The organism is Rhodococcus sp. ENV425 (assembly GCF_002887785.1).
Taxonomy (GTDB): Bacteria; Actinomycetota; Actinomycetes; order Mycobacteriales; family Mycobacteriaceae; genus Rhodococcus; species Rhodococcus aetherivorans.
The window spans coordinates 1-5,869 of sequence record NZ_PCZU01000192.1 but is presented as its reverse complement, the minus strand read 5'-3'; the positions used below and the strand labels follow the sequence as shown (position 1 = coordinate 5,869).

Here is a 5,869-nt window from a genome sequence, read left to right as displayed (position 1 = left end):
GCGATCGCCGGCTGGAGCACCTACCTGGCCACCCTGAGCCGACGCGGCGCGCACCCGCTCGACGTCGCCGGCGACATCGCCGACTGGTGGCGCGTGCTCACCGACCGCGAACCCCCGCGCTGGGCCCACCCGTGGCCCGTCGCGCACTCCTGGCCGCTCGCCCGGCTGCGTGACTGCAGCGACCCCGACGCTCCCGCCCCCGAGGCCGTCCCCACCCTGCTGCTGCCGCCGCAGTCCGGATCGCACTCGTGCATCGTCGACCTCTCCCCCGACCGCAGCCAGGTCTCCGCCCTGCGCAGCGGCGGGTTGTCGCGGCTGTACTGCCTGGACTGGGCGCCCGCCGGCCCGGTCACCGACGGCGCCTCCCTCGACGACCATCTCGCCGTCCTCGCCGAGGCCGTCGAACTGCTCGGCGGACGGGTCAACCTGGTCGGCGGCAGCCAGGGTGGCTGGCTCGCGGCGATGCACGCCGCACTGCATCCGCGGACCGTGCACAGCCTCACCGTCGCGGGGGCCCCGATCGACTTCCACGCCGACCGTCCCGGTGCCGGCGCCCTCGAACACGTGCCACGCTCGGTGTCCGCGTCCGTGCTGAACCTGTGGTACGACGCCTCTCGGCTGTTCGGGGTGCTGCCCACCGACCCGGTGAGCGAGGTCCAGCGCAGCCTCGAACTGCTGGGCCTGCTGAACGACCCCGACACCCTCGGACAGGCGATCGACGAACGACGGTGGTTCCTCTGGCGCCAGGAGATCCCCGCCGCATTCCGCACGTGGATCCTCGAGCACCTGTTCGTCGGCAACGACCTCGTCGCCGGGGCCGTCACCACCGCGGCCGGTCCGGTGGACCTGGCCGCGATCGAGTGCCCCGTGCACATCGTCCTCGGCCGGCACGACCTCGTGGTGCCACCGGGACAGGTCCTCGCCCTCGCCGACCACGTCAGCACACCCGCCGGCGACATCACGGTGCACGACGTCGACGCCGGCCACCTCGGCTTGTTCGTCGGCCGGCGCGCCCTCACCGAGCTGTGGCCTCGGCTTGCGGCCGGGATCGCCGCGCACTCCCGATGAGGACCGCCGTCGCGGCGGTACGGAGGGCTGCTGCCGCCGTGGTGCTGACGGCCGCCCTCGCGGCCGCCGCCGCGGCGGGGTCCTCCCCGCCCGCCCACGCCGCGGGAGACGGGTTCCTGTGGGGCGTGTCGAGTTCCGGCTTCCAATCCGAAGGCTCCCCGCCGGACAGCAACTGGACCAGGTACGCCGCGTCGGGCCGCACCCACGAACTCGTCGGCACCTCGGTGGATTTCCGTCACCGCTACCGGGAGGACATCGCCGCGGCCGCGGACCTCGGGGTGGACGTGTTCCGGTTCTCGGTCGAATGGTCCCGCATCCAGCCCACCCCGCACGGCTGGGACGAGGCCGAACTGCGCTACTACGACGACGTCGTCGCGACGGTGCGCGGGCACGGCATGATCCCGATGATCACCCTCGACCACTGGGTGTACCCCGGGTGGATCGCCGACCGCGGCGGTTGGCGCGATCCCGCCACGGTCGGGGCATGGCTCGCCAACGCCGAGCAGGTCGTCGCCCGGTACGCCGGGCTGGGCGCGATGTGGGTGACGATCAACGAACCGACGATCTACGTCCAGAAGGAACTCGCCTTCGGCGGGATCGACGCTGCCGACGTCCCCCGCATGTTCGACGCCCTGGTCGCCGCGCACCGCTCGATCTACGCCCGGATCCACGAACTGGACCCGGGCGCGCGCGTGACGTCCAACGCCGCGTACATCCCCGGGGTGCAGACCGGACTCGACGCCCTGTTCGTCGACCGGGTCCGCGACACCCTCGACTTCCTCGGGCTCGACTACTACTACGGAGCCACCCTCGCCAACCCGAGCGCGATCCACGCGCTCACCGACGACTTCGCCTCGATCGTCCCGCATCCCGACGGGATGTACGAGGCGCTGATGCACTACACCCGCCGTTTCCCGGGGCTGCCGCTGTACGTCGTGGAGAACGGAATGCCCACCGCCGACGGGGCGCCCCGCGCCGACGGCTGGACCCGGGCGCGACACCTGCGCGAGCACGTCGACCGGATGCGCCGCGCCGCGGCCGACGGCGCCCCCGTCTTCGGGTACAACTACTGGTCGATCACCGACAACTACGAATGGGGAAGCTACACACCACGTTTCGGCCTGTATACCGTCGACGTGCGCACGGATCCGAACCTGACGCGCCGTCCCACCGACGGGGTCGACGCCTACCGGGCCGTCACCGGTGAGCCGTGGCCGGTGCCGGTGCCGGGCTGACCGGCCCGGCCCGGTCGTAGAATCGCCCGATGACCTGGCAGACGTGGGTGGCCCGGCTCGGCGCCGCCTGGGTGATCAGCCTCTCCCCCGGCGCCGGCGCGATCGCGTCCATGTCCTCGGGCCTCGCCCACGGACTGCGGCGCGGCTGGTGGAACATCGTCGGGCTGCAGTTCGGCCTGCTGCTGCAGATCGTGGTGGTCGCCGCCGGCGTCGGCGCGGTCCTCGCCGGGTCCGCGGCGGCATTCACGGTGATCAAGTGGTTCGGCGTGGCCTACCTCGTGTACCTGGGGGTGCGCCAGTGGCGCACTCGCCCCACCGAGGTCGACCCCGGCGCGGCGCCGGGACTCGGCTCGGCGCCGGCGCTGGTGGCGCGCGGGTTCCTGGTCAACGCGAGCAACCCCAAGGCGGTGGTGTTCATGCTTGCCGTGCTGCCGCAGTTCCTCGATCCCGCAGCCCCGCTGCTGCGGCAGTACCTGATCATCGCGGCGACGATGGTGACCGTCGACATGATCGTCATGACCGGCTACACGGGCCTGGCGGCGCGGGTGCTGACGCTGATGCGCTCGCCGCGCCAGCAGCGCATCACGGGCCGGGTGTTCTCCGGGCTGTTCTTCACGGCCGCCGCGTTCCTGGCCACCGTGCGCCGCGCGGCCACCGCGGCATAACGGCCGGTCAGTGCGGCCGCGGCGCCACCCCGAGCCGCTCGCACGCGGCGTGATACAGGGCGACCACCGCGGTGCGGATCCCCGCCCGGTCGGAGACGGGCTCGAGCCACGGCACCCGCACCGTCGTCTCGATGCCGCCGACCTCGACGACCCACTCGCCGAACTCGGTGTGCACGCCGGTCATGCGGGCGGCGCCCGCCGTGGGTTCCGCGAACGCGCGGACCACGAGCAGGTTGTCGTCGGCGTGGTCGTCGTTCATGTGCCCGGTCACGGCCGCGACGACGGCGGCGTCGAAGGAAGTCACGCCGGCGAGCCTAGCCTCACCGATCGCCGTCGGCGCCCGCCACCCCGACGGTGCGTTCGAGCGCGGCGAGCTCGTCGTCGAGGTGCGCGATCAGGCGATCGAGCTGCGGGACGCTGCGGCTGCACGAGGTGAGCCCGAACGCGATCCGGTCGTCGGTGCTGGTGCAGGTGATGTTCAGGGCCTGCCCGTCGACCGGCACCGACAGCGGGTACAGGGCGTCGACGCGGGCGCCGTTCCAGTACAGCGGCTCGACCGGGCCCGGCACGTTGGAGACGATCACGTTGAACGGCGGCCGCACCACGGCCCGGTTGCCGGTGAGCACCCCGACCGCGAGCGGAGCCATGCCGAGAGCGCTCGTGGCCAGCAGCGCGGTCTGGGACCGGCCCCGCATGGACTCCTTGCCGTCGACCATCGCGTCCCGGATGGCGGCCAGGCGGGCCGCCGAATCGTCGACGTGGGTGGCGAGCGGGCACATCAGCACGCCCACGTCGTTGCCGCCCTCGGTGGTCTTCCCGCGACGCAGCGACACCGGCACCATCGCGACGAGCGGATCGTCGGGCAGGGCCTCGTGGTCGAGCAGATAGGCGCGCAGCGCTCCCGCGGACATCGCGAGGACGACATCGTTGACGGTGGCGCCGGCGGCCTCGGCGACGCGCCGCAGCCGCGTCAGCGACCAGTCGTGCGCGGCGAAGCGGCGGCCACCGGCGATGGACACGTTGAGCATCGTGCGCGGCGCCGTGAGCGACACCGCGCCGCCGCGGCCCCGCAGGGCCCGGTCCACGGTCCCCACCAGCGCGGGCACCATCCCGGCGGCCTCGTCGACGACGCCGCGCACGGCCCGCACGGTCATGCTCGGCAGGTCGAGCGCGGTCCCGACCGCGGAGTGCGGCGGGTCGGCGGACGGGAAGCGCGCCCAGGGCGCCGGCATGTCGGTGCGGTCCGCGTCGGAGCTCAGGGCCCGGTGCAGCAGCCGCATCGCGCCGACACCGTCGGCGAGGGCGTGGTGGATCTTCGTGTAGATCGCGTACCGCCCGTCGGCGAGGCCCTCGATCAGGTGCATCTCCCACAGCGGCCGGCTGCGGTCGAGGAGGGTGCTGTGCAGCCGCGACACCAGGGCGCGCAGTTCGGCGATGCCCCCGGGGCGTGGCAGGGCGTCGCGACGGACGTGGTGTTCGAGGTCGAAGTGCGGGTCGTCCTCCCACGCCCACATCCCCAGGGTGGCGAGGGAACGGACCGCGCGCCGGCGCCACAGGGGCGCGAGGTCGTCACCGGCGAGGGCCGCGTCGAACAGCGCGCGCAGGGAACGGGCGTCGCCGCCCGGCGGCGGCTGCAGCAGGATCAGCCCCCCGACGTGCATGGGATGCTCGCGCGACTCGCCGAGCAGGAACATCGAGTCGATCGGGGACATCGGCAAACGCATGCGAGGTCTCTCCGTTCCCCGGCGACGGGGAACTGGTTAGTGGCGGACCCCCTGTGACCCGCCGGACGCGCGCCGCCGCCGTGAGGTGCCTCACGGCGGCGGATACGTAGCCAGTTGTACGCGATCGATGCGGCCGGTGCCAAGCGCGGCCCCGGCGTGGCGTCACATGTCGAGACCGAGGTCGAGGACGGTCACCGAGTGGGTCAACGCGCCGACGGCGAGGTAGTCGACCCCGGTGCGGGCGTAGTCCGCGGCCACGTCGAGGGTCAGGCCCCCGGAGGACTCGAGGCGGGTCTGCGGCGCGTGCGTGTTGCGCCGTTGGACCGCGATCTGCGTCTGCCACAGCGGGAAATTGTCGAGCAGGATCAGCTCGACGTTCTCGGCGAGCACCTCGTCGAACTGCTCGAGGCTGTCGACCTCCACCTCGCACTCGAGGTCGGGGGCCTGGGCCCGCACGGCCCGCAGCGCCGCGACCACCGAACCGGCGGCGACGACGTGGTTGTCCTTGATCAGCGCGGCGTCGCCGAGACCCATCCGGTGGTTGACACCGCCGCCGACCCGCACCGCGTACTTCTGCAGCGCCCGCAGGCCCGGCAGCGTCTTGCGGCTGTCGCGGATCTTCGCGTCGGTGCCGGCGACGGCGTCGACCCACTGCGCGGTGGCGGTGGCGATCCCGGACAGGTGGCACATCAGGTTCAGCATGGTGCGCTCGGCGGTGAGCAGGCCCCGGGTGGGGGCCTGCACCGTGAGCACCGCCTCCCCCGCCGCGGCGCGATGCCCGTCGACGGCCCGGTCGAGCACCTCGTAGTCGCCGGCACCGAGGACCTCGTCGAGCACCAGCAGACCGATGTCGATCCCGGCGACGGTGCCGGGGCTGCGCGGCACCACCGACGCCGTGGCCACGGCGTCGGCCGGCACCGTGGCGGCGGTGGTCACATCCGGGCCGTAGCGCAGGTCCTCGTCGAGGGCGACGCGCACCAGCGCGAGCGTCTCGTCCCGATCGAGTCCGGCGGGCAGCTCGGTGCTGGCCATTCAGTGTGCTCCTGTGAGTTGTGGTGTGCGCAGCGTGATCTCGCCGTCGGCGTCGAGACGCGTCTCGAGGCTGCGACGCTGCGCGGGGTCGGATTCGGGATGGTCGTCGCGGGTGTGGCACCCGCGGCTCTCGGTGCGGGCGCCG

7 protein-coding genes are annotated in these 5,869 nt (G+C 73.2%); 3 read left to right on the top strand and 4 right to left on the bottom strand.

The window, feature by feature from the left end; genetic code table 11:
- From CQZ88_RS16275 to CQZ88_RS16265, 3 genes are all read left to right on the top strand, one after another.
- Window positions 1–1,068: alpha/beta fold hydrolase (locus CQZ88_RS16275; protein ID WP_102800035.1), on the top strand; the 1,068-nt coding region annotated here is incomplete at its 5' end.
- Window positions 1,065–2,303 carry a glycoside hydrolase family 1 protein gene (locus tag CQZ88_RS16270; RefSeq protein ID WP_029544092.1) on the top strand — a complete coding sequence of 413 codons (1,239 nt, stop codon included), beginning with the start codon at window positions 1,065–1,067 and terminating at the stop codon, window positions 2,301–2,303. The genes CQZ88_RS16275 and CQZ88_RS16270, both read left to right, overlap by 4 nt.
- 29 nt (window positions 2,304–2,332) lie before the next feature.
- Window positions 2,333–2,968 (top strand): LysE family transporter, encoded by a 636-nt coding sequence (locus tag CQZ88_RS16265; RefSeq protein ID WP_102800034.1) that lies wholly within the window; start codon window positions 2,333–2,335, stop codon window positions 2,966–2,968.
- A 7-nt stretch (window positions 2,969–2,975) separates the two neighbouring features.
- Here CQZ88_RS16265 and CQZ88_RS16260 read toward each other — a convergent pair whose 3' ends face one another.
- From CQZ88_RS16260 to CQZ88_RS29565, 4 genes are all read right to left on the bottom strand, one after another.
- Window positions 2,976–3,272 carry a DUF2470 domain-containing protein gene (locus CQZ88_RS16260; RefSeq protein ID WP_006941289.1) on the bottom strand — a complete coding sequence of 99 codons (297 nt, stop codon included), beginning with the start codon at window positions 3,270–3,272 and terminating at the stop codon, window positions 2,976–2,978.
- 16 nt (window positions 3,273–3,288) lie between these two features.
- Window positions 3,289–4,692 carry a wax ester/triacylglycerol synthase family O-acyltransferase gene (locus CQZ88_RS16255; protein ID WP_102800033.1) on the bottom strand — a complete coding sequence of 468 codons (1,404 nt, stop codon included), beginning with the start codon at window positions 4,690–4,692 and terminating at the stop codon, window positions 3,289–3,291.
- A 162-nt stretch (window positions 4,693–4,854) separates the two neighbouring features.
- On the bottom strand, window positions 4,855–5,724 hold the full coding sequence (gene nadC / locus CQZ88_RS16250; RefSeq protein ID WP_006941300.1) for a carboxylating nicotinate-nucleotide diphosphorylase: 870 nt from the start codon (window positions 5,722–5,724) through the stop codon (window positions 4,855–4,857).
- The coding region (locus tag CQZ88_RS29565) for a hypothetical protein (protein ID WP_146034318.1) at window positions 5,725–5,869 on the bottom strand (145 nt) is incomplete at its 5' end. It lies immediately after the preceding gene.